At 40.4% G+C, this 20,985-nt stretch carries 19 protein-coding genes; 5 read left to right on the top strand and 14 right to left on the bottom strand.

The features are described from left to right. Nucleotides 1-3: 3 nt before the first annotated feature. From AK823_RS04660 to AK823_RS04625, 8 genes are all read right to left on the bottom strand, one after another. Nucleotides 4-1,701 carry a DUF262 domain-containing protein gene (locus AK823_RS04660; protein WP_068326704.1) on the bottom strand — a complete coding sequence of 566 codons (1,698 nt, stop codon included), beginning with the start codon at nt 1,699-1,701 and terminating at the stop codon, nt 4-6. Between the two features lie 686 nt (nt 1,702-2,387). After that, nucleotides 2,388-2,639 (bottom strand): AlpA family phage regulatory protein, encoded by a 252-nt coding sequence (locus AK823_RS04655; protein ID WP_068326701.1) that lies wholly within the window; start codon nt 2,637-2,639, stop codon nt 2,388-2,390. A gap of 183 nt (nt 2,640-2,822) precedes the next feature. Continuing rightward, nucleotides 2,823-3,281, bottom strand: a complete 459-nt coding sequence (locus AK823_RS04650) for a hypothetical protein (RefSeq protein WP_068326698.1) — start codon at nt 3,279-3,281, stop codon at nt 2,823-2,825. A gap of 186 nt (nt 3,282-3,467) precedes the next feature. After that, nucleotides 3,468-4,379 (bottom strand): hydrolase or metal-binding protein, encoded by a 912-nt coding sequence (locus AK823_RS04645; RefSeq protein ID WP_068326695.1) that lies wholly within the window; start codon nt 4,377-4,379, stop codon nt 3,468-3,470. A 107-nt stretch (nt 4,380-4,486) separates the two neighbouring features. Beyond that, nucleotides 4,487-5,584 carry a lambda-exonuclease family protein gene (locus AK823_RS04640; protein ID WP_068326692.1) on the bottom strand — a complete coding sequence of 366 codons (1,098 nt, stop codon included), beginning with the start codon at nt 5,582-5,584 and terminating at the stop codon, nt 4,487-4,489. A gap of 109 nt (nt 5,585-5,693) precedes the next feature. Next, the gene (locus AK823_RS04635) at nt 5,694-6,686 is read right to left on the bottom strand and encodes a DUF932 domain-containing protein (RefSeq protein ID WP_068326689.1); all 993 of its coding nucleotides are present in this window, start codon (nt 6,684-6,686) and stop codon (nt 5,694-5,696) included. Between the two features lie 49 nt (nt 6,687-6,735). Further along, complete coding sequence (locus AK823_RS04630; protein ID WP_068326686.1) at nt 6,736-7,026, bottom strand: hypothetical protein; 291 nt, start codon at nt 7,024-7,026, stop codon at nt 6,736-6,738. Between the two features lie 126 nt (nt 7,027-7,152). Continuing rightward, nucleotides 7,153-8,088, bottom strand: a complete 936-nt coding sequence (locus AK823_RS04625) for an inovirus-type Gp2 protein (RefSeq protein ID WP_068326683.1) — start codon at nt 8,086-8,088, stop codon at nt 7,153-7,155. Between the two features lie 407 nt (nt 8,089-8,495). On the opposite strand from AK823_RS04625, the gene AK823_RS04620 reads away from it, so the two are divergent. Further along, nucleotides 8,496-10,127: a hypothetical protein gene (locus AK823_RS04620; protein WP_068326680.1), complete on the top strand. Its 1,632-nt coding sequence runs from the start codon at nt 8,496-8,498 to the stop codon at nt 10,125-10,127. Between the two features lie 177 nt (nt 10,128-10,304). Here the strand turns inward: AK823_RS04620 and AK823_RS13925 are convergent, their stop codons facing one another. The 4 genes from AK823_RS13925 to AK823_RS04605 all read right to left on the bottom strand — a co-directional run bounded on the left by AK823_RS13925 (nt 10,305) and on the right by AK823_RS04605 (nt 14,273). Then, nucleotides 10,305-10,535 (bottom strand): SDR family NAD(P)-dependent oxidoreductase, encoded by a 231-nt coding sequence (locus AK823_RS13925; protein ID WP_082785636.1) that lies wholly within the window; start codon nt 10,533-10,535, stop codon nt 10,305-10,307. 14 nt (nt 10,536-10,549) lie between these two features. Beyond that, a complete protein-coding gene (locus tag AK823_RS04615; protein ID WP_068326677.1) occupies nt 10,550-12,178 on the bottom strand; it encodes a long-chain-fatty-acid--CoA ligase in 1,629 nt (542 codons plus the stop codon). 156 nt (nt 12,179-12,334) lie between these two features. Then, nucleotides 12,335-12,589 (bottom strand): hypothetical protein, encoded by a 255-nt coding sequence (locus tag AK823_RS04610; RefSeq protein ID WP_068326674.1) that lies wholly within the window; start codon nt 12,587-12,589, stop codon nt 12,335-12,337. Nucleotides 12,590-13,013: 424 nt separating this feature from the next. Continuing rightward, the gene (locus AK823_RS04605) at nt 13,014-14,273 is read right to left on the bottom strand and encodes an LD-carboxypeptidase (protein WP_082785635.1); all 1,260 of its coding nucleotides are present in this window, start codon (nt 14,271-14,273) and stop codon (nt 13,014-13,016) included. Between the two features lie 260 nt (nt 14,274-14,533). Between AK823_RS04605 and AK823_RS04600 the strand changes: the two genes are divergently transcribed. Further along, on the top strand, nt 14,534-14,974 hold the full coding sequence (locus AK823_RS04600) for a YkvA family protein (protein ID WP_068326671.1): 441 nt from the start codon (nt 14,534-14,536) through the stop codon (nt 14,972-14,974). A 127-nt stretch (nt 14,975-15,101) separates the two neighbouring features. Here AK823_RS04600 and AK823_RS04595 read toward each other — a convergent pair whose 3' ends face one another. Together AK823_RS04595 and AK823_RS04590 are read right to left on the bottom strand one after the other, a co-directional pair. Continuing rightward, on the bottom strand, nt 15,102-15,407 hold the full coding sequence (locus AK823_RS04595) for a hypothetical protein (protein ID WP_068326668.1): 306 nt from the start codon (nt 15,405-15,407) through the stop codon (nt 15,102-15,104). Nucleotides 15,408-15,483: 76 nt separating this feature from the next. Then, nucleotides 15,484-16,083: a hypothetical protein gene (locus AK823_RS04590; protein WP_228138912.1), complete on the bottom strand. Its 600-nt coding sequence runs from the start codon at nt 16,081-16,083 to the stop codon at nt 15,484-15,486. Nucleotides 16,084-16,381: 298 nt separating this feature from the next. On the opposite strand from AK823_RS04590, the gene dnaQ reads away from it, so the two are divergent. From dnaQ to nudC, 3 genes are all read left to right on the top strand, one after another. After that, nucleotides 16,382-18,028, top strand: a complete 1,647-nt coding sequence (gene dnaQ / locus AK823_RS04585; protein WP_068326660.1) for a DNA polymerase III subunit epsilon — start codon at nt 16,382-16,384, stop codon at nt 18,026-18,028. A gap of 145 nt (nt 18,029-18,173) precedes the next feature. After that, nucleotides 18,174-19,856 (top strand): hypothetical protein, encoded by a 1,683-nt coding sequence (locus tag AK823_RS04580; protein ID WP_068326658.1) that lies wholly within the window; start codon nt 18,174-18,176, stop codon nt 19,854-19,856. A 57-nt stretch (nt 19,857-19,913) separates the two neighbouring features. Then, entirely contained in the window at nt 19,914-20,912 is a 999-nt protein-coding gene (gene nudC, locus AK823_RS04575) for an NAD(+) diphosphatase (protein ID WP_068326655.1), read from the top strand. The last annotated feature ends 73 nt before the right edge of the window (nt 20,913-20,985 follow it).

Below are 20,985 nucleotides of genomic sequence, written 5' to 3'. Positions count from 1 at the left end.
TTTTTATGCGTCGATCTTCAATCGCCAGTTATCAGCTAGAATGTCCATAAGCTCCATTTGACGTTTAGGCAAATCCTCTGGCTTCCACTGAGCATAGCCAATGACTTGTGTAGTCAGTGCATACGAAGAAACTCCTTTTCGACCTAAAAAGTAAGCATTTTTCTTTTTATCAAAATCGAAGTTTCTAGCACTTGAATTGCGTCTCTTATTTAATGGTACTAAATTAGCTAATCTATGTACCCATATTTTTCTTTCTTCTGCTACAGGCCACCATTGGGCCCATTCACTTTCCTTGTCTACTGTCTGGGGTAAAACGTGCTCAATAGTTAAGATAGTAGGATCATAAGTTGCTCCCCCATCTGATATAAATGCATCTAATCGCAATATTAAGTAGTTTCTTCTTCTTGATGTTAGATCGTAAATATCACTATCAAGCACCTTAATCATTTTATGCTTTTCATCATCTGTTAATTCTACCTCGTTTATAGGATTAGTAAGAGAATGATTGTTTTCAAGTGCGCTAAGCACCTTGTTATAACGTTCGATGCGTTGGTTTATGTTATAGGCACAAATATGCATAAATGCTGCCAGTCGCTCTAATCTTTCAAAAAACCAAGCCATGTACTCAGGCTTAGCTTTATTATTCTTTATAAATTCGATTGCTGTTGGCACCCAATCAGAGTTATCAATTCTATTTAACCATTTTAAATACCTGTTAACTTCTTCGGCATAGGCTACCGCTACATAATCACTATTTTTTGCAATCAACAATGCTTCTGCATAAGGCTCTAATACTGCTGAAATTAGATCTTCAGGACTAATACCTTTACTTAATACGTGTTCTCTAAACTCTTCTAGCAACGAACGTTTTGCCTTTTCTTTAGCATGAATCATACGAATATAAGAAAACAAATCATTGAAACGACTCCGTCCAAGCTCGACCTCCATCTCTTCCCAACGTTCATTATATTTTTCTCTTTGGGCCTCTAATTCAACCATGCCAATCGTATCGGCCTTAATGATATCAGTTGGCTGCAAGTCTAACCCTCGGCTATTCATTACTGAAAATATTCTAAAGGCTGATTTTTGATTAGGGGTTGATACCGCTACTAAATAACACTTTCGAAGTAGGAAAGCTGTAAAACTCTCAATTTGCTCTACATCATCACCAAGCTTTTCTGAAACGTACTTATCTAGAAGCTGACTATTGCGTTTGATATTTAGACGTGATTCATTCTCAAGCGCTTTTTCATCCATTGCGAAAAGTTCATCAAACTTTAGGCCTTGAACGTAAGATGCAAAAAAATCTCGATCTCGACTGCGAACAGTCAATCGTGGCTTACTCTCTAATCCTTCAAATTTATTCCCTGGCTCTAGTATGTATTGCAGTAGTGCCTTCCTATCATCACCCTGTAGTTTATTTGATAGCACAGCTAGTAGGATTGTTAAAGTGGTCAATCTTTGCTGACCATCAATTACTTCAGAATGAGGCTTATTTTCCTCCTTAATCAGAACAATACTACCAAGAAAATATTCCTCATCAGGTTCATATTGATAGAAACTATGTAAATCTTCAAATAACTCGGATGCCTGATCTATCGTCCATGCATATGGTCTTTGATAAGGTGGAATAACGTATTCAAAATCTGAGCTAAATATTTTTGATAAAGGGTAGTCCGCACCGCTAAGGTTTTTGCTCATTCGTAAACTCTCTATTAAAGATTAACTTATACATGATGATTATTGTTTTGTGATTATATTATTCGAAGTAGTCTACCATACGAGCTTGAAATATCCTTCTAAGGATATACTTCTGTCTGACATATTTAACAGCTCACGATTCTTGATATTGCCCTACTTCCAAACGTTTAAGCTGTAATCTGTCGGATAGCCTGCTAAGCTTAGATATAGCCATTCAACGTCATCCTATTAAATCTATATGCATGAGAATGAGGCGACCCCTTACAGCGCCCTACTAGCGGCTGCTTTTGATCAAGATAGTGATAGATGATTATTAACAAGATAAATACTTTTATCATTTCTCTGGAGAGACCCTTAAGCCCTTGTTTTATATATGTTTAATAGTGAAAAATAGCCTTTAAAGAATCTTTAAATAGTCTTTTAGCCTGTTTAAATAGTCTTTTATTCGAAAGACTATTTGCCTATTTCTATGAACGCCAAGTACCACCCTACACAATTTTTCCCTAACAAGATTTTGCGCATGAAATAGCCTTTTAATTGCGATAAAACTTTGATTGTAAACACAAAGTGGCTGAGGCCTTTTCTTCTGCCTAAAGTATATTACTTAGTGTATTAGATTAAGAAACCTCTCATAATACAAAAAAAATAAACCGCCCTACTTTTAAAGTTAGGACGGTCAGATAAATCTATACTGAACGTTCTGCAATCTTCGTATTAATCCATTCTGCAATCTCGCTTGCTACCCACACCACCCTTACCTGTGTCAGTTGTACCTTCTTAGGGAATGTTGGATCATAACGATCAGAATTTTCATTAACCATCTCATAAATCGTAGAACGACTAAGACCAGTATAGCTACCAACATCTTTAATACTCAATAGCTGTGGTATGTGATTACATTGCTCAATTACTGGCTGTGCTGCGTTTGAATTTTCCATGATTATCTCCGAATTATTGTATGGGAACATCTGTTCTCATACAGTCAGGGAGTCCTGTATTTTTTTATGAGACTTATATCGTCCGATAGACCTTATGCATAGAGTAATAAAAAGGAGCTGAATCATCAGCTCCTTTTTCTGTGTTAAAAATACTTTTAATAATAAGTTACATACACGACTATCTTAACTATTTAGAGCTTTCCTAAGCCTTTTGTTTGTGTAGCCTTTAGCCCGTTTATAAATATACTCTTCAATGAGATATAAAATAACTCGATCTTTGAAAAAACGCATGCTGATAAGACTGTGTTCATCTATATCTGATGGCGTACTCTTAGCTGAATCAGCTAGGATCGTACGCAGGCTTTCAATTTGAAGGTAGAGGGCATTAAATTCATAGTCTTCTAAAGCATCGACCAGTGAACCAACATATTCTACAACCATGGACTCGTAAACCTTGCCGCAAAATTCTTCTGTTTGGAACTTATAGCAAATATCATCCCATACATTTTTAAGAGGTTTTGTGGTTACCGTATCTTCACCAAAGCTCTGTAAATAACGTTCAGTCTGATTGGCAATTCTTTTAGATATTTTCTTAGACAGTTGTACTGAATTACTTAATGCCATTGTCTTTTCTAAATCCATTTTAGCTATCCTTACGTTAAACAGTAATAATCTGTTTTTAATATGCCGTTATGAAGAACTAGCACATTGTAAGACTTAACCTAGGTATTAAGCCACTAAAAATAAACCGATAAGAAATAAAACAAGCGACCTAAAATCGCTTGTTTCAACCTAACTAATTTACGCCGCATATCTTCCTCAATTACTTTAGCTCACCGCCGTCACGCTTTGCCGTAGCCCTTGCTCTATGCTAGTCACGTTATGAGTGGCTAACCCGTTCTGATAATTCCCCTGCTGACTATTGCTAACGTCATCTGTCTCCATGGGATAAAACTCTTCAGCCACGTCTAACAAACCATCGTTATCAATTTCAAAGGATGAATTGACGTAACCCTGTTTTGCAGCCTCTTCTAGCGCTGCTTGATCAAAGCCGTGTTCGCTAAGCTCCGCATCAATTGCCTGCGCATCTTGCACTGCTTGCTTTAGTGTCACCCCATCACGTAGTGTCAAATCCACAAAGTAAATCGGCGTACGATAGCTTTGCGTGGTGCTTTTGCCTCTTAGGGTTAATTGCAGTGGTAAGCAGGACAGCTTATTGCCTGATACCGCAGCAAAGTAGCTCAGCCGTGCGGCAAGCGTGCGAATACTGTTAAAGCCTGTGGTGCGAAAGATAAACGTGCCTAACTCGTCGTCTTCACTCAGATTTGCGTAAAGTCTGCCATACGGCTTACAAGCACCGCCTTGCGCTAATGGGCAACGATCAGGTGACGGGCAAAGCAACGTTTCCACGCCATTGTTTGTACGGCGTTGACACTGCTCACCGTCACCCACGCATAGTGGCCGTCCGGTTTGTCTATCGAACAAGGTGTACTCAGCTCGCAGGTTTAGCTCAGGATCGTTAAACAACATGCGTACCGGTATGTGTCTCAGCTTACCGTCATTCTTTTCGCGTAGCTTTGCATCGAGTGGATGGTTAATCCAGCCATCCTTATTTTGAACTTGGCTGGTGATAGTGAATTGATCGTCTTTAGCAGGCAAACGCTTGCCATCTTTTTGAATGACACGTCCAATACTGATACGACCTAAAACTGGTGGGGTTATGGTTAGACCTTTAATCATGGTGATATTCCTTATGGGTTTAATAAAATGTGTTTAGCCATAAAAAAGCCCACCGATTAGGGTGGGCAGTTATGCGCTTGTTTTGGTTAAGTGTAGTAGGTTTCGGCTTAGTCGTTTAAGATGACGAAGCGGCGACTACCTTGCTTGGTTTTACTAAATTTAGCTAACAGCTCAGGATGCGCTTTGATAACGGCTTTGCTATCCAGACCGATACTATCTTTCGAGCGCTTCCAAGAAATTGCGCCTTTTTCAAACACAGCGACTTCATTATCGGCAATCAGTGTTTGCAGCTGGTGCTTAACCTGATCATGGCGCTGCTCTAACTCTTGCATGTAATCACGATAACTCAGTAGTTGCTCAAATAACTTATTGGCACCATCGTCATCTCGTAGATCAACCTTGCTTGAGGGTTTGGGCGTTGGATAAAGCTGCTTTAATGCTCGAGCTGCGGATTCTGAATGATCAGGCGTTGGTGGGGTGTCGGTCTGCACGTATTGCCAGAACAGACGCTCATGCTCCATGATGGACTCAATCAAGCGCTCATCCCGCTCAACCTTGTATATCTTAGCCTCGTGTCCACAAAGCAGGACACAGATGTGCGCAGCAGTTTTACCAGTGACCGCCAGCTGATGCTGCACTTGGCAGGTGACGTATAACGGCACGCCATGCTTCCAGAGCTTGGCACCATGTTCACCAGCGGTTTTGCACTCTAAAATCTGTACCTCACCACTACCAGTAATGGCATAGTCTAAATTTGCTAGCATGAATGGCTGCTCAGGATGCTGTAAGATAGCATTCACGCGGCGTACCTTATTGCCGGTATGTTCTTGATAGTATTTAGCGACCATCGGCTCTAAGGTATTGCCCCAATAGAGGGGTGAATAACCCTCAATGCTCTCATCGATGTCGGAGCTCATGCGTCCTGTCTTAATCATCCATAATTCCAGCATAGAGAGATACGGATGAATACCACAAGCAGCTGCTGCGTCAGAGCTGCCAATGCCTTGCTTGCGTACTTGTAGCCAGTCCTCACGGCTTAAATCTTTAGTATTAATTAAACGCTTGGCAGTCTTTGAAGTATTAGATTGGGCAGGTTTATCAGCAGTATCATTTTGCTTGGTTTTCACTACTGATGGTTTAAGCCTAACGGTTGCACGTTTGGTTTGTCTCGGCTGAGTAGTGCTGTTTAATGCGATCATGTTCATGACAAACTCCTTCGATAAATTGATTATTGGTATTAAATGAAATAAGCGGCATAAAAAACCACGCTCGAAGGCGTGGTTGATTGTATTGTCAGGTTTTAAATGTGGCTAGTTAAGCCAGCATCAGTAGCGATTCTTCTAAACCCTTTTGTTTAAGCTTAGCGCCAGAGCCAAACCAAGCGCCATCTAATCGATGGTCTCTAGACATCGCCCTACGTTCGTGATCGACGTATTCAGTAATACTGCACAGCAGACCGTAAGCAGTATCTTTGGCAGCATCTAGATCGGCTCCGCGACCTTGACCGTTAAACATGTTCATGACCTGATTCATGGCACGAGCATTGGGCACAGCGTCTTTCTCTTTCTTAGCGCTGTTAAACAGAATGATGTCATTGTCCTGATCATTGAATACACGGCTTAAATAATTGGCTGCTTCTGCTTGGGTGACACGGCGCTCTGATAGCTGCTTCATCTCATAGCTGTGCTCATCCCATTGTTTGACGGATACACCTAATTGCTGCTTGACTTTGTCAGCATCAAAGGATGTGCTGTGCGGTACTTTTACTACGCCTCCGCTTCCGTTAGCTAAGCTAATAGCAAGCGTGTTATTACAGACCACACGGATTGATGTGAACTGTGCTGTGGTCGCTAGCGTGCCATCACAAGCGGTTGCAAGAAGCAAGTAGCCATTACTGACATCTTTACCCTTAAGCGTTGCTGACTGCCCTGTACGAGCCAATGCCCATAGCTTACGCCCTCCTTTTAAGACGCCTGCGGTCTCTAATTCAAAGTCGGATTGCTCGGTAAGATCACGATAGAATTCTAAGATCTCACGCGGCTGTACTTCCTGATAGCGTTGACTGACCACCGATAGCGGCTCAAAGTTATCGCTACGGTACAACACCTTTTGCTCAGCAAAGGGCAAAATCAGATTGTGCCCTTTATCATTATTCGCCATGTAGCTAACGTCTGAGGATTCTATACGCCAATCCATACCCGCTTGCTTTGCCCAGATCTCGATAGGCTGCTTGGGAGCCAGCTCATTACCTAAGCCATGCCAAGGGGTTTCGCCAACGTATGCCATTGATTCGATTAAATGTGCCATGATCATTGTCCTTTTAGATTTGATTAGAATTATGGGTTATATGGATAGGTTAAATGCTGAAAGTTCTTGAGCAGGTATTGCAGGTATAACTGGGCTTTGCTGCCAAAACGAGTAAGGGTGGCTGTTGTAGTTTGTCTTTAGCCAAGCTAATCGCAGAAGCCAGTGCCGTTCCTACCACCACACCGATTGCTGAATTGATTTTGTAGTACTTACAGATACTCACACCAAGACCTGATAAGGCAGATTGTGAACACAGTTGCTCGAAGATATTAAAGGGGCTGTCAGTATCGGTATTGCTTTTTACGTTCGCTGAATGACAGTGTGGGCAGATCGGTCTCATAAATTGCTCCTTTTTCGATTGCGCATAAAAAAGGCCTGCGATTAAGCAGACCTTTAATTAGTGTGGATCGAGGTTAGTAGACAGGTAGCTAGGCTTCCTGTTTTATCTCATGATGATACTGTATATCTAAAATTGTTTTGATATAGGCGGTAGGCCTCTACGGTTTTCTGTACGAAACTTACCATGACCAAAAGTACGTTTACCAGATATCCATAATTTGAGCTGCTGCTCATGTTTATTGGGATCGGTTAAGTATAAAGCTGAGCGCACTGCATTTTCCACTTCTTGTGGATTATTTCGATGAATCATACCGATACCCAATTTACCGTATTGACTATACTGCTGCTTGCGTTCTTTATCGTGGTAGCTATAGTACTCGCCTAAGCCTCCAGTAATCATTTTCCATTTCTCACCCACCTCTTTAGCAATATACCAATCATTCTGTCGCCTCGCTCCATCATACATAAGCAGTAAATGGCAGTGTAATCCACCGTTGACCCCTCCTTGCTCAATAGCCCAAGCATTACCTTGCAAATCATCAAAGCAGTTCTTTATTTTAGGATCATTCGCTTTACCAATCAAACCTCGAAGCTTGCTCATATGATTATAAAAATCTTCAATACTAACAAGGTGACTCATTTCTTGAGCGTATTTTAAGTCCACACGAATAAAGAGCAGTCTTGAATAATGCCCGATTAGATTATTAATATAGCACCCTAGTTCATTTTTATTTTGAGATTCTTGGTAAATGAATGCATTACGTTCATTTTCAATATCATTTTTATAGCATGGCAGTATGTCGATAAAACGCTGAGTTTTATCATGATCCCAAATCACATTTTCTGGATAGATGTCACCAACGATTGCTTGAGTGCTATTAAAAAATGCTAAAGCTGGCTCTGAATAAGATAACTCTGTATTAAGATGATTCATGAACGGATAATAAAATCCGTTCAGTTTATTTAAGACCTCATTAAAACAGATAGTGTTCGCTAGTATATCCGTAACCAGACTATGGACGTTTGCAGCAGCTAGCGGTTGGTTTAAGTGTGAGTAAGACATTATGGTATTCCTATGAAGTTAGTTTCATAGGGTGGGATCAGTCCGTATTTTTATAATAATGGTCGCTGAGGGTTATGCCCTCAGCAGTAGAACATGTAGCTGCTGTGTTTAAATAATAATATAAATAACCCACTAAGGATGAGCTGCCGTAGTGCAGCTTTGTGTAGGCGCGCTCTAGAAATTATGGTGATAGGTAGCAGTGGATTATAGGACTTTAAAGACAAATGGTTAAAGTGGAGTTAGCACTTTGATATCTACAATAATTTGAGTGTATTTCGTAAGCTCATGTCTCATTATGTGGTAGTATACTCAGATAATTAAATACGTTTTAATAACGTTTTAATAACGTTTTTATCATGATTATTTAGCAAACTTAAGTCTGTTTTTTTAATTTTGGAGATATAAAGATGAGTGAAGCTGAGGCCCGAACTGAATTTAATCAGTTAAGTCAGACTCAAAAAAATGCAGAATATATCGAAAAGAAGATCAACAGTCTTAGTGTGTATAGCGCTTATTGGTGTTTATTTACATTGCGATCTCTAAATAAATTCCTTGATAGACAGATTTTAAGAGACGACACTAACGTTAAATCAAAGTTGATTCGTATCTTAAAAAAGGTAAATTATAGCCCTAAGAATTTGGATGAAATCTTACAGATAAGTGCTGACGAAAGCGTACCTCTATCCTACGTTAGATGGTTTTATGAAGACGATAGAGCGGCTTTGTGGATAAATATGGTTTTGAAAAAATATAATGTAGCAAGCGATTATATACAAACGAAATCAGACATCACGATTTTTGCTCATAACCTTATTTTCAATGCAAATATTCGTATTTCAGGAAAAAATATTCACATAGGATCTGATTCTTACAACGACTCTTTAGTACTGAATAAAAAACAAGTTTTAGGTTTTTTAGAACAAGCTTACGTTCGTAGTAAGGTTGGCTTAGGGAAAACAAAATGGCTGGATAGTCGCAATAATATTCAGGTTAATCACTTATACCAATATATGCAAAAACCTTGCGATCTTAATAACCTTTATGTAAATAAAATAAATAAAAAAGCTAATACCCTTATTAAGCTGGAGGGCGTTACGTCTAATCCTAATCAAGCTTTGATTTGTGCTGATACTATTGTCATAAAAGAATCAGATAGGGTCAGTAGGCTTAACCATATGCTGGCTTCACTCGATTATTGGATGTTTGATACTTATTGGTTTGATGGAGAGGGTGTGGCGGTAAAAGGAGACAAAGCCAATAATAGAATTACATTTATAGAGATGATGAAGAACGTCTCAAATTCAAAGGCTAACCGTCTTAGTAATAAAAACATAAAAGAAAAAGGTCTAGTACTTACCAGTGCAAACAAGAAAACCCTCAGTCTGATTGCTAAAAGACAGGGTAAAACTCGTACGCAAATGCTTAACGATATCGTTGCCAGCTACAATCAAACTTTTTTCTCCGAAGTACCTAAAACCACTACAGCTACTGGTACTTATATAGTGGGTGATTATGGAAAACCGTATATAGATACATTTGAAACGCAGCAAAGCTTTAAAGCTAAACAGGCTAGCTCTGAGACTATGCTGGTTGATAGTGAGGAGGATACAGATGTAGTTTCTGGAACTGATATATTAGAACCAGCAACAGGCTTTGAATGTGAAAACCGTAAATGTGTTGAATATACTGAGACCGACGAATGCATTAAGAATGATGAGCAAATCGAGAATGATGAGCAAGTCAAAAATACTGAACCAAAAGAGTTTGATAATCGATGTAAAAACTTGGAAGACGCTGATAATAGCGCTAGTGGCAACTTAACAGATGAACTCATTCTTGCTATGACTCCCCGCAAAAACATTGATACAACTGTAGACATCATTACGATTGAAAATGTAAAACCTGTGGTTAGCTCGCATGCTATTGAAGGTACTTTAGCTACAGATGAGAATCTTCACAACATTGATGATAAAATAGTTGATGACGATCCTTTTTCGATAAATGCCAAGCTGATAAAGCAAAAGGTTGGAAGAGCATAAAAAACCAACTGGTAGCTCAGTACTGATTGAAGCTATCAGTTCTCTGTTACCAAATTACCATAAAACTGAAAAACAAATCTTAAGTATACTCACAAGTGTACCGAATTATAATCTTATATATTTATCCATATATATCAAATACTTAACAATAATTAACCGTTCCGGCTCCGGGTACCATTACAGTAGTACGAAAAACCGCAAATCATAATGATTTGCGGTTTTTTTATGTCTGATATTCTGTCCTGTTCTATCTATCCCAAGTACATCTGCTAAACCAACAACACCAAACTTGGAAGCACAATATCCTGCGTATCCGTAGCACCCCATTAATCCAGCCATGGAAGATATCAGTACCAATTTAGGATGCTGTTTGTTTCTAGTATCCTTTAAGTAAGGTGTGGTACTCATTTTCAAATATAATATCAGGCACTCAGCAGCACATCGCCATATTCATCACGTAAATCCTTTTTCACCATTTTCCCCGCCCCATTTAACAAGATACTTTCTACAAAAATAACTTTATCAGGTATTTGCCAACTGGCAATTTTCTCTTCGTAAAATGCAAGCACTTGTGCCTCAGTCAGTTCTGAATTTTGCTCTTTAACCACAATCAACACTGGGCGCTCGCCCCATTTCTTATGGGCTGCAGCAATGGCAGCTGCCATTGTTATCTGTGGATGCGCGGCGGCAATATTCTCAAGCTCCACTGAAGATATCCATTCGCCACCAGATTTAATCAAGTCTTTTGAGCGATCACGAATATTCATATAGCCATCTGAATCGATGGTGGCTATATCACCGGTATCAAACCAACCGTCTTCAGTAATAGCGTCAGGATTATGATTGTAATAGTCGTTAATAATCCAGTGACCCCGAATTTGTAGACGTCCCTGAGATACCCCATCCTCTTCAACTGGCTCCAGTGGTTGATCGGTGTCCATAAGCCGTATCTCAACGCCGTAAGGTGGACGACCTTGAGATTTGCGCAATTCGTTAATCTCATCTTTGCTAAGCGATTTGTGCTTGGCCTTGATCTGATTCATCGTGCCAAGCGGACTGGTCTCCGTCATACCCCAACCGTGTATCGCATCGCAATCAAAATCCTCTCTAAAGGTTTTGATCACCGATGGCGGACAAGCAGCGCCACCGACAATGGTTCGAGTCATGCTCTCAAGTTTGCTGCCACGAGCTTTGGCAGCCGTTAGTAGGCTTTGCCAAATCGTAGGAACACCTAAAGCAACAGTGACCTTATAATCATCAATTAAAGACACTAAGCTGTCACCATCAAGATTAGGGCCAGGTAATATCAAAGAGCAACCTGTCAGGGCAGCAGCATAGGGCGTACCCCATGCATTGACATGGAACATAGGCACTACCGGTAGCAAAACGTCTTTTGCGGATAGTGCTGAGATGTCAGGCATGGATAATGCAATGGCATGAAGCACAGAGGAACGATGAGTGTATAAAATTCCTTTGGGGTTGCCAGTCGTTCCCGAGGTATAGCATAAGGAGCTGGCCGTCGTTTCATCAAATTGAGGCCACTCAAAGTCAGTAGAATGATCTGCTAGTAATTCATCAAAAAACAAAACCTCAGGCAGTTGTTCTAATACTTTATTTTCTCGAGCGCCCAAACAGATGAAATGCTTAATATTATCGATTTGATCTTTAATTGCCAGAATCAGTGGTAGGAAGGTCACATCAAAAAATAATACTCGATCATCAGCATCATTAATAATGTAGCTGAGCTGCTCAGGAAACAGACGCGGATTGATGGTATGACAAATCATGCCACTGCCTGAAATAGCGTACCAAGCTTCTAAGTGGCGACGGTTATTCCAAGCCAATGTAGCTATACGCTCTGATGATTTTAAACCTAGAGATGCTAATGCATTTGCCAAACGTTTTGAATTGTTAGAGATGGTAAGCCAATCACTATGGGTAATTTGCCCATCGACTTCTTTAGACAACACAGCGGTGTCGCCATGATAGCGAGCAGCATGCTCGATGAGGCTACTAATCAGCAATGGCTGATACATCATTTTTCCTAACATAATACATTCCCTGTATTTATTTAAAAGTAAGATTATTCTTATTTAAAGTATCCTTGAATGCCAAGCACCTGCTACGGCTATGAATAATAAGAATTATTAATTCAGACAAGCTATTGAGTTTGTCTGAGTTAATTTTAAAATAACATAAACTGACTCTTAAACCGTAGGATTATTACTGGCTTTCTCACTAAAGTCATTATTAGCGTTTGGCTTGATATAGCGAGGCATCTTTTGACCAGTGGCTTTCGCTACCGCATGTAGCGTTTGTTCAATCCACCCTGAGTCCATAATGAACATCAGTGAACCATCTTCATTAAAGTTAATATTCGCGCCTTCAGCACCATGCTTATAAGCATACTTGCTATGCAAAAAATTATTATGGGAATAATGCTCAACTACTTGATAAGTCACGATCTAATAATGAGGAAGGTACTATCAAAATTACTGAGACCAATGTATTAAACGCGCATCGATATATCAGAACCAAAAAAGAAGCCTTCTAGAAAAATTTAGAAGGCTTCTTTTAAGTAACTATTAATTAATTAGCAGCTGTTTGTTAAGCTCGGTCTTATTAAGTTTGGTCACATTGGCAACACTTTGAGCACATGTCACATTTTTCACAAGTGGAAGGACTCGTACATCCACATTTCTTGCAGCTGCAGCTAGAATTACAATGAATAGAAGGTAATGATAATTTCGTTTTTTTAGAGGTCAACATCATAATAAATCCTTATTCATAATAGAACGATTAGTAATCAATCTTGGCAGATATTAATCATATCTTCCGTAATTTAATTGTTAATTCAATAGCTTAAAGCATTTTAATTACCCTACATTACCCCTGCCACAACCCTTCGACATTCATCTTATTTGCCTCAATAGTCGGATAATCCGTAAAGTTCAATGTATAGCCGTCTTCTGCATTACTGGCTGGTGTAATCTGACAGGTCGCACCCAGTGGAAAGCTATGTTTTTTACTGATATGCCCAAAGCTCATGCCATTATAGATAGATAATCCAGTCAGCTTATGCAACTGGCGAATGACCATCGCGACATCGTAACGCTTATCGTAGCTATCTTCACCCGTGCCAGACAGTGAGCCAAACACAATTGCTTGCTGACGCTTGAACACACCTGCCAAATATAAATCATAAAGCATGCGCTCAATACGATAAGCCTGCTCACCCACATCTTCTAAAAACACAATGCCACCATCAATACTCGGCAAATACTCGCTACCTGCCAGCGCTGATACCACACTCAGATTACCGCCCCAAATCGTTCCCGTGACTGTTTGAGTATTATCAGTCGCTAGAATCGCTGGTAATTGCTTACTGGTCAAATCGGCATTTTGAACAGCAATGCTCAAATTAGGGTTAGTAAGCGCTTCTGCAAACTGCCTACAACTAATCTCATCAGGGGTCGTTTTACCAAATTCGCTATAGAGCATGGGGCCAGCGAGCGAACTCATTTGCCCTTTCGCCAGCAGTGCACATTGAATGGCAGTGACGTCACTAAAGCCTGTCAATATCGTGCCCCGCTCGTTCATAATGCGTCCCAGCGTTTGCCAATCAATCAGCGGCAATAGACGCATTGCGCCATAGCCACCGCGTACACCCATAAACAGTTTGGGTGCAGCAATCGCGCCAGTCGCGATATTTTGTAGATCACTCGCCCGCTGCGTGTCCGTTCCTGCAAAGCGCAAATATTGTCGCTCAGTAATAGTAGGATTCTGCACTTCAAAACCTGCGCAAGCCATACGCTCTAATGCCAATTGGTTACGCTCGTTACTACCGCCAACGTTGGAGCTGGCGAATAGACGCGTCTCAATAGTAGGATTAATGCAACGTGAGTTGGACGCTATTGACTGATTACTGTCTGTCAGCGCAGTTGGCAGATCATCTTTGGTCAACTGCATGCTATGATTTTTACCGTTAGTTTTAACGGTCAAGCCTTGAGCAATACCTTGAGTTGCAAGTAGTCCAGCACCTGTACTCACCCCTAGTCGACATAAGAATTGGCGACGATTAAGCTCCTTATTAGCCGCAGTGTTTATATCAGCTTGCTGTAAAAGAGTCGGATTTTTTGTAAGCATACTGAACTATTACCTCAAAACTTATTTTAGAATAATGATTTAATTATCAACGTTTTTAACATTAACTTTATACAAGCATCGTAGTTTGATAGAGACATCACAGTGTTTCGCCTTCTATTACGATAATGATTGCATAACCTTATAACTATTGCTTATTACAACGACAACAAATTGTTAAACAACCATGTTTGGTACTTACCATTACTCTTGTTATAGTAAATAGTAATGAATGATTCACTAATAATGAAAGGAACGCTAGTATGGCTGATAAAGAAAAAGATGATAAGTCTCTTCTAGACAATATCAAACTCATCTTAAGCAAAGAAGACAGAATAAAGAATCAAGTCGACAAGGATCGCGGTCTTGAGCGTTACGCTAAAGACTTGATGTTGCTTATGAGTTTGGTAAAAGATTATTACCAAGGTAATTATCGCAATATACCTTACAAAACCATTTCAGCGGCAGTGGTTGGGTTGTTGTACGTATTAAACCCTATTGATATTATTCCAGATTTTATACCCTTTATTGGTCAAGTTGATGATGCCTTGGTACTAGGGTTTTGCTTAAAACTGATGGAAAAAGACTTAAACAAGTATAAAACTTGGAAAAACGAGCAGTCAACGTCTAAAGATGATGCAAAGTCTGAAGATAAAGCTTCTGATACTGAAGACAAAAATGCCAAAGCTAAGAAAAAACCTTAATGACTAAAATAGTCGTTAATAATATCTTTAATCACAAAAACACGGTCAATGAGTTCATCATGACCGTGTTTTTGTGCGCATTAAGCTAAAAATTAGTAAACCATCATTAGTAAATGATAACTAGCAATCAATCAGGCACATCATAACGCGCTTTTTCTGGGTTCAGACCGAATGAATAAACAAAGGTCGCAACGATACTGTTAATGATAATAAACGGTAAATCAATGGTGACGTGCCCAAGTAAATAGCGTCCAATCAACCATGAAATAATGAGCATAATAATGAAAAATGCGCCTAAATATCCTAGGATGGCAGGATGCTTTAAGTTATAAGGTTGCTCTGGTGCAGGTTGCTTGTCGAGCACGTACATACGTATGGCCCAACCAGCTGCATAGGATAATCCGCCTAACACGACATAACTCAAAAAATTCATATTATCTGACTCTATTACTAAATGACTGGCAGAACATATTGCTGTCCAATAAACCTATAATAAATACTGTTTTCTATCAAAGACTTTCATTACTCGGCCCAACATTATCAATAATAATACTGGCATGTGGATTGGCCAAAATATCAGTATTGACCTCATCACACTCTACCCGATAAATAGTATTTGCGCCTTTATAGATATAAGACAAATACTCACTATCAAGTAGTGGATCGATATTGGCGTAAACAGGTTTGACATGCGCCATGACCAGCACTCTATCAGGACGTCCAATAACTGCATCGACATTGTCAGGATCGATAGAGAAAAAATTGGGTATCTCACTGTTATCAAGCACTTCTAATGGCTCAGCAGTATCCCAGACACGCTTGGCACTTGCCGGCTCTTTCATCTGCATGACCCACTTACCTGCCTGCTGACTAACTTTGATCTGCGCAGGCTCGTCATTACTAACCGTATAGCAACCTTCAAATATGGATAAATCCGTCTCGGTCTTCGCCACATCTTCTACCGCGGTCGTGCTGCTATCATCACAACCTGCTAGCAATAGCGCACTACAAGTGATACCGCTAACTGCTAACAAGGTAAGTCTTTTGCAAATAACGTCTGAGCGCTTGAGCATGATAATGTCATCCTGCGTTAAAAGGGACTGAGGCATGTGCAATCAGTTTCAACTGAAAACCTGTGCTCTCATCAGGCTCATTTTAACAGAAAACAATCCCCTTTCTGTTTTGATATTTAGTTTTACAGTTTTGTGCTTAGCGATGGCGCATGTTGCCAATGGATTTGCTATAATCAAGCGCATTAATTCCAGTTAAACTTTCAGTTACACTATAGTCAATATCGATAGTATAGATATAAATAAATAGCGCAGAGGCTCTACAGAAATGAGCTTGCGAAGCGAATAATATATCTGTTTATCGTACGTTAACTATCTATTAGGCCATTAGATTTTTATGTCAGACAACCCTGCTCTATCATTCCATACTTCTAGTGCATCTGTTGGCACAACTGCAAATGTTTTTAGCGCAAGTCAGCAAAATGCAGCTGATCCGCTAGCAGTGAAAGCAAATACTACCGTCGCTTATACTGATGGTGCTTGTAAAGGTAATCCTGGCGCTGGTGGTTGGGGCGCACATCTGATATTCAGTGATGGACGTACGCAAGATTTGTACGGTAGTGATAAAGAAACCACCAATAATCGTATGGAGCTAACGGGCGCAATAAAAGCCCTAGAGTACAGTCCACGCGACTTGAAGCTTGAGATTTGGACTGACTCCAGCTACGTTAAAAATGGCATTACCGAATGGATTGCCAATTGGAAAAAACGTGGCTGGAAAACTGCCAGCAAAAAGCCTGTTGCCAATCAAGACTTATGGCAACAATTGGATGAGCTTCGTCAAGCACGCGACGTTGATTGGCATTGGGTTAAAGGTCATGCTGGGCACGCAGGCAACGAAAAAGCTGATGAGCTGGCCAATCTAGGCGTGACTTCTAGTAGCGAGCATCTATCTGCATCTAACTCTGTAGATAGTCCTGCCACTATTAACACTGATATTGCTAAAAAAAAAGATAAAATAGCCGCTAATGACTGGCTAAATGACGATCCATTAGGCTTTAACATGATGGATGAAGATTTCGATGAAGAGTTATTAGATGAAAGCGATTTAGATGAAACGCCAGATAATGATGATTCAATTCCTATTCAAGTCAGCAGCAAACCGAATAATGCTACACACCCTATGAGTACCAATGCCATGATATCAGATGACATGACAGTAAACGAGACGACGGCAGACAGCAATACACTAGACGCATCTGCAGAATTACCAAAATTCGATGGCGATACCAGTCGTGCGAACCCACACTTTCGTCCTTTGTTACCCAAGCCTATCCATCGGCATGAACCTAATCGCCAGCTGATTATGGATACGGAGACTACGGGACTTGATCCACTAAAAGGCGATCGAATCATTGAAGTCGGTATCGTTGAGATGATCGGTCGTAAATTCACCGGTGAAAAGCTGCACGTTTATATCAACCCGCAGCGCGGCATGGATGAAGAAGTCATCCGTATTCACGGTATCTCTGAGGCCTTTTTGACAGATAAACCTACCTTTGATCAGGTTGCTCAGTCGCTATATGAGTTCATGGATGGTGCAGAAATCATCGCTCACAACGCCACGTTTGATATGAACTTTTTAAATATGGAATTTAGCAAAGTTGGTATGACAGACTTTGCGGAACGTGTTCAAGTCACCGACTCATTAGTAATGGCAAAGCAGCAATATCCTGGGCAAAAGAATACCTTGGATGCTTTGGTTCGCCGATTAGATGTTGGTAAACAAGATCGTACTTTTCACGGAGCATTACTAGATTCGGAGATTTTAGCGGAAGTTTATCTGGCAATGACCGGTGGACAGGTGACGCTAGCGATCGAAGAGGACAGCCAAGCAGATGGCGGGCATACCGCTCATGCTAATTTTGCTAATTTGGCATCTTTATTGCTAGAGTCAACCGTAGATAACCAAGCCAATCAAAATTGGTTCGCAGGTTTAGCAGAAGATTATCCTGATTTGAAAACCAGACTATCGCAGTGGTAAAACACATTAAAGTGCATAACTAAGTTGACTTAACTTAGTGTAATACATTGAAAAGTCTAACAATATATTAAAATACCAACTTTTATAAATCAATATCTGCTGTTAGAGTCGACTCTATCAATACTTTATTTATGGAAAAATAACTATGAGCCAATCTGAGCAAACAACGTTAACCACTCCTACCCTTAGTATTACTAACTTTAAACTACCTTCGTTGCATCTGCTTCATAATGAAATCACTGTTATTCTCAAAGATACTGAAAACCATCTGAGTGAATTCAACGACGATAAAGAGCAAGCACCTTTATTATTAGATTCCATCAGCGTCTTAACCCAACTGTCTCGTATTTTTGAGCTAATTGCATTGGCTGGTGGCCAATTATTGAGCGCCGCTATCGCACAAGGCTTACAACAGCTTCATGATGATAGCAATAATAACGATACAGCGCTGATTATGGATTTATCAGAAGCAATCATGACGCTTGATCGCTATATTGAATTCGTACTATTAACTGAGACGGTAGAGCCTACACTGCTACTGCCAATCATTAATAAACTGCATGCTTATAGTCAGCAAGATGCAATCGATGCCAGTTACTTCTCCGATTTTGGTAGCAGCAGCGTGATTATCGCTAATCCTGAACAAAACTTTCAGCCATTAAGTGAGTTAAATCTGGATAGTAAGTTACTGACCAATGCTTACCGTAGTGGTCTGAGTGTGGTACTTACCCAACAAAATGCCCCACTAACAGCAGATGATCAGCAGAAGCTTGATGCTATGAGTGCTGCCTGTGCGATGATTGCCGCGCATACTAGTAGCCTATTTTGGCAAGCAGCAACCGCCGCTGTTACAGATATCCAAACTATTTTGCCATTGAGCCTTAGTCAAAAGCATACCCTTATTTACTTAGAACAGCAGTTCCATAGCTACCTTCCAGTGATGGATGCACGTTTTGCTGACTTAGTGAGTTTTGCCTGCCAGCGTGATAACGAACAAGCGCAAAAGCTACGCATCCAATATGCGAGCAATCAGATAGATTCGCCACAACGCGAACAAATGCAACGCTTCTTATTTGGTCCAAACCGCGCCATTACTGATACTCTAAACGATATTATTCAAAATCAAATTAGCACAATTAAAGAAAAAGTCGATAGTTATGCACGTGGTGATACGCTTAGCTCTACTGCTCTGCAAGTGAACTCAATAGCCGCTGACCTCACAGAACTTAGCTCAGTATTACGGTTATTATGCTTAACAGATGCTGCAGCGTCATTAAAAACTGCCGCAGATGCCGTATTAACTTGGCAGACCCCAACACCTGAAGAATTCGATAGTCTATTATTAGCACTTATGCATGCAGAGAACGCTTCAATTGCGATGGCAAAAATGCATACCCCAGGTGCCATTCATCTATCTGCGCATAGTCAACATATCTCACTACACCAAATTGATACTGCCTACAACACTTTAGTACAAGAAAGCCGTATGGCGATATCGAGTGCAGAGCAAGCGATTAACGACTATTTAGCAGATGACAAGCGCGACCTACTCAATATTCAGAACATACCTGATATGATGCACCAAGTCGCTGGGGCAGTCCGTTTTTTACAATTACCTACCGCTGCCAATATGCTTAGCCAATTGACTACTAATATGCAAGAGCGCCTTGCAAGTGGTCGAAATATAGATGATCGCACGCTTGCTCATATTGCTGATGTGTTAATGGCAGTAGACTATCGCTTAGAGGGTTTTGAGAATAATCACCCTGTAAGCAAACAGTCACTTGATGCCGGTCAACATAGTCTAAGTCAATTAATTGCCGCTTAAATAAGATTAATATAAACAACTTTTAAGCAAGCTTATTGCTGCTTTGGATAGCCATTTATGACCACCGCGTTTGTACTTGATAATGAAACGATACTCTGCCGCTATACAGCAAAGGGCTGGTGGCCCTTACAAGTCTCCCTTTCAGCTATTGAAAATAATATAGTTGAGCAAGGCGTAGCGGAAGAAGACTTATCAGATGATATGTATCAAGTCGGACGTGTTAAGTTGCTGGCAAGCTTAGCAGCAAGCCATTGGAAGCCTGATGAGTCGCAAGCATTTGCTACCCATCAGGAGCCTACAAACAATGATGATGTACCAGTTAACAATGCTATCACTTATCATTATGCACAAACTCATGGCATTGCTACCCCTGAGTTGACTAAAAACTCTCATGAGTTAGCCACGTTACTTTCATCATCCGAACATACTGAAAACGTTGATTTCATCACTTATCGACAGCTTATAACACAACTTCCTGCTGCCCTTTCCACGCAGCTGAGCCAAGCTATTCAATTGCTGCGCTGGCAGGCAGATACTCAGTTTTGTAGTCGTTGCAGTGCATCAGTGACCACTACTAAATTCGGTGAGCGAGCGATGGTCTGTCCGGTCTGCCGTTTGCGTCAATATCCACGTGTGCAACCTTGTGTCATCACAGCGATCACTCGCCCAAACCCGCAAACAGGTGAGATGCAAATACTATTAGCGCATCACCATCGCTATGGTCAGCCAAGCACGCAGCTACTATATGGACTGATTGCAGGCTTTGTAGAAGTAGGTGAAAGCTTGGAGCATGCGGTAGTGCGTGAAGTAGAAGAGGAAGTCGGTATTCGTTTGACTGATATTCGCTATGTTAGTAGTCAGCCATGGCCATTTCCCTCTAATTTGATGTTAGGATTTCGAGCCTCTTATGCAAGCGGCGAGATAGTCATACAAGAAGATGAGTTATCACACGCTGACTTTTTTGATATCTCAAACTTACCGAAGATACCTTTTAAAGGCAGTATTGCTTACGATTTAATCGCACAGATTGCTCATGAGCAAGGCATAATACTTTAGCTTTATATGATATGTTAGCGTTTAAAGTATAGTTTTCCGCTATATATAACTTTTTACACCGACTATTATTTAT

This window comes from Psychrobacter sp. P2G3 (assembly GCF_001593285.1).
GTDB lineage: Bacteria > Pseudomonadota > Gammaproteobacteria > Pseudomonadales > Moraxellaceae > Psychrobacter.
The sequence above is the reverse complement of the archived record's forward strand: the minus strand, read 5'-3'. Positions and strand labels throughout refer to the sequence as shown.

Excerpts from the sequence above, each read along its gene's own strand:
- AK823_RS04650 (WP_068326698.1), bottom strand. The coding sequence starts at position 3,281 with ATGGATTTAGAAAAGACAATGGCATTAAGTAATTCAGTACAACTGTCT.
- dnaQ (WP_068326660.1), top strand. The coding sequence starts at position 16,382 with ATGTCAGACAACCCTGCTCTATCATTCCATACTTCTAGTGCATCTGTT.
- AK823_RS04580 (WP_068326658.1), top strand. The coding sequence starts at position 18,174 with ATGAGCCAATCTGAGCAAACAACGTTAACCACTCCTACCCTTAGTATT.
- nudC (WP_068326655.1), top strand. The coding sequence starts at position 19,914 with ATGACCACCGCGTTTGTACTTGATAATGAAACGATACTCTGCCGCTAT.
- AK823_RS04630 (WP_068326686.1), bottom strand. The coding sequence starts at position 7,026 with ATGAGACCGATCTGCCCACACTGTCATTCAGCGAACGTAAAAAGCAAT.
- AK823_RS04595 (WP_068326668.1), bottom strand. The coding sequence starts at position 15,407 with ATGAATTTTTTGAGTTATGTCGTGTTAGGCGGATTATCCTATGCAGCT.
- AK823_RS04635 (WP_068326689.1), bottom strand. The coding sequence starts at position 6,686 with ATGGCACATTTAATCGAATCAATGGCATACGTTGGCGAAACCCCTTGG.
- AK823_RS04605 (WP_082785635.1), bottom strand. The coding sequence starts at position 14,273 with ATGCTTACAAAAAATCCGACTCTTTTACAGCAAGCTGATATAAACACT.
- AK823_RS04620 (WP_068326680.1), top strand. The coding sequence starts at position 8,496 with ATGAGTGAAGCTGAGGCCCGAACTGAATTTAATCAGTTAAGTCAGACT.
- AK823_RS04640 (WP_068326692.1), bottom strand. The coding sequence starts at position 5,584 with ATGAACATGATCGCATTAAACAGCACTACTCAGCCGAGACAAACCAAA.
- AK823_RS04600 (WP_068326671.1), top strand. The coding sequence starts at position 14,534 with ATGGCTGATAAAGAAAAAGATGATAAGTCTCTTCTAGACAATATCAAA.
- AK823_RS04655 (WP_068326701.1), bottom strand. The coding sequence starts at position 2,639 with ATGGAAAATTCAAACGCAGCACAGCCAGTAATTGAGCAATGTAATCAC.
- AK823_RS04660 (WP_068326704.1), bottom strand. The coding sequence starts at position 1,701 with ATGAGCAAAAACCTTAGCGGTGCGGACTACCCTTTATCAAAAATATTT.
- AK823_RS04625 (WP_068326683.1), bottom strand. The coding sequence starts at position 8,088 with ATGTCTTACTCACACTTAAACCAACCGCTAGCTGCTGCAAACGTCCAT.
- AK823_RS04615 (WP_068326677.1), bottom strand. The coding sequence starts at position 12,178 with ATGTTAGGAAAAATGATGTATCAGCCATTGCTGATTAGTAGCCTCATC.
- AK823_RS04645 (WP_068326695.1), bottom strand. The coding sequence starts at position 4,379 with ATGATTAAAGGTCTAACCATAACCCCACCAGTTTTAGGTCGTATCAGT.
- AK823_RS04590 (WP_228138912.1), bottom strand. The coding sequence starts at position 16,083 with ATGCCTCAGTCCCTTTTAACGCAGGATGACATTATCATGCTCAAGCGC.
- AK823_RS13925 (WP_082785636.1), bottom strand. The coding sequence starts at position 10,535 with ATGAGTACCACACCTTACTTAAAGGATACTAGAAACAAACAGCATCCT.